Source organism: Hydrogenophaga sp., from assembly GCF_041633695.1.
Classification (GTDB): Bacteria; Pseudomonadota; Gammaproteobacteria; order Burkholderiales; family Burkholderiaceae_C; genus Hydrogenophaga.
Genome location: NZ_JBFJMY010000716.1, coordinates 1 through 1,370, shown reverse-complemented (window position 1 = coordinate 1,370; position 1,370 = coordinate 1). Strand labels below are relative to the sequence as shown.

At 63.4% G+C, this 1,370-nt stretch carries 2 protein-coding genes; both read right to left on the bottom strand.

Features of this window, described 5'->3' with window-relative positions; all coding sequences use genetic code 11:
* Positions 1-233 (bottom strand): polysaccharide biosynthesis protein (locus ABYB95_RS23510; RefSeq protein ID WP_372662805.1); only part of this gene is annotated, 233 nt, incomplete at its 3' end.
* Positions 230-1,370, bottom strand: a 1,141-nt coding sequence (locus ABYB95_RS23505; RefSeq protein WP_372662802.1) for a LegC family aminotransferase, incomplete at its 5' end; no start/stop codon positions are given. The genes ABYB95_RS23505 and ABYB95_RS23510, both read right to left, overlap by 4 nt.

Genomic DNA, 1,370 nt, shown 5'->3' with positions numbered 1-1,370 from the left:
CTGCGGATGTCGCGCACCAGCTCCACCATGTTGTTTTCGCTGATGTCCACCACGTGCAGCACTTTGGGGTGGCGCTTGAAGATTTCGCGCGTCACGGCCTGGCCGATGGAGCCCGCGCCGCCGATCACCAGAAAACGGCTGCTGGACACCAGTTCGCGCAGCAGCGCGTCTTGCTGCAACACGTCGGCCTCAAACAAGGGCTGCGAGCGCCCGATCAATCCCAATACATTCATGTTTTTGCTCCCAGGTCAAAGGCGGGCAGCGCACCATCGGGCACGCTAGACGGCAGGTTCACCACCCGCTCTTCCAGCCAACGCGAATTCTCCAGCCCATCGTGTTGGCAGTGCTGGAACATCGTCAGATGTGTCATCAAGCGCCAGATGGGCCGCGTCATCACACCCTTGTCGTTGGTGTAAGCCAGAAAGGCATCGCGCTCGGCCAGCGAGTCCAGCACGATGGCGTTGAGCCAGTGGTTCGCGGTGGTCCCGGCCATGCCGCGTGCAAAGGTGATGCCCCGTTCGTCAAAGAAACTGCCGTAGCGCTCGGCCAGCCCGGTCTTGATTTGCAGAAACGCTGGCAGCCGCTCCATCTGGGCGCAGCCCAGGGCCGCATTCAGGTTGGGCAGGCGGTAGTTGAAGCCCACCTCGTCGTGCACAAACTCGTAGGGGTGGGGCACCTTGGACGTGGTGGTGAGGTGTTTGGCGCGTTTGGCCAGCGTCTCGTCGTTGGTGATGAGCATGCCGCCACCGCCGGTGGTGATCACCTTGTTGCCGTTGAAGCTCAGCGTGGCCATCTGGCCAAAGTTGCCGGTGTGGCGCGTGCCCACGTAGCTGCCCAGCGACTCGGCCGCGTCTTCCACCAGGGCAATGCCCCATTCGGCGCAAATCGCCGCAATCTCTTCGATGCGCACCGGCAGGCCAAAGGTGTGCATGGGCACGCAGGCTGCAATGCGGCGCCCGGTGGTCTTGTTCCAGGCACGGCCTTCGCGCTTTTCGGCGTGTTGCGCCAGAAAGCGGGTGAGCGCGGCCGGGCTCATGCCCATGGTGTCGCGGTCCACGTCCACAAACACGGGGTGCGCACCGGCGTAGCTCAGCGCGTTGCAGGTGGCGATGAAGGTGAGCGCTTGCGAGATCACCTCGTCGTCGCGCTGCACACCCACCAGCAGCAGGGCCGCGTGCAGCGCGGCGGTGCCGTTCACGGTGGCAATGGCAAAGCGCGCGCCGGTGAAAGCCGCGATCTGCTGTTCGAACTCGGTCACCTTGGCGCCGACCGACGACACAAAGTTGGAATCGATGCAGTCGATCAGGTACTGCTTTTCGTTGCCCTCAAAAACGGGGCGGTGCAGGGGAATGAAGTCGGGGCCGAAGATG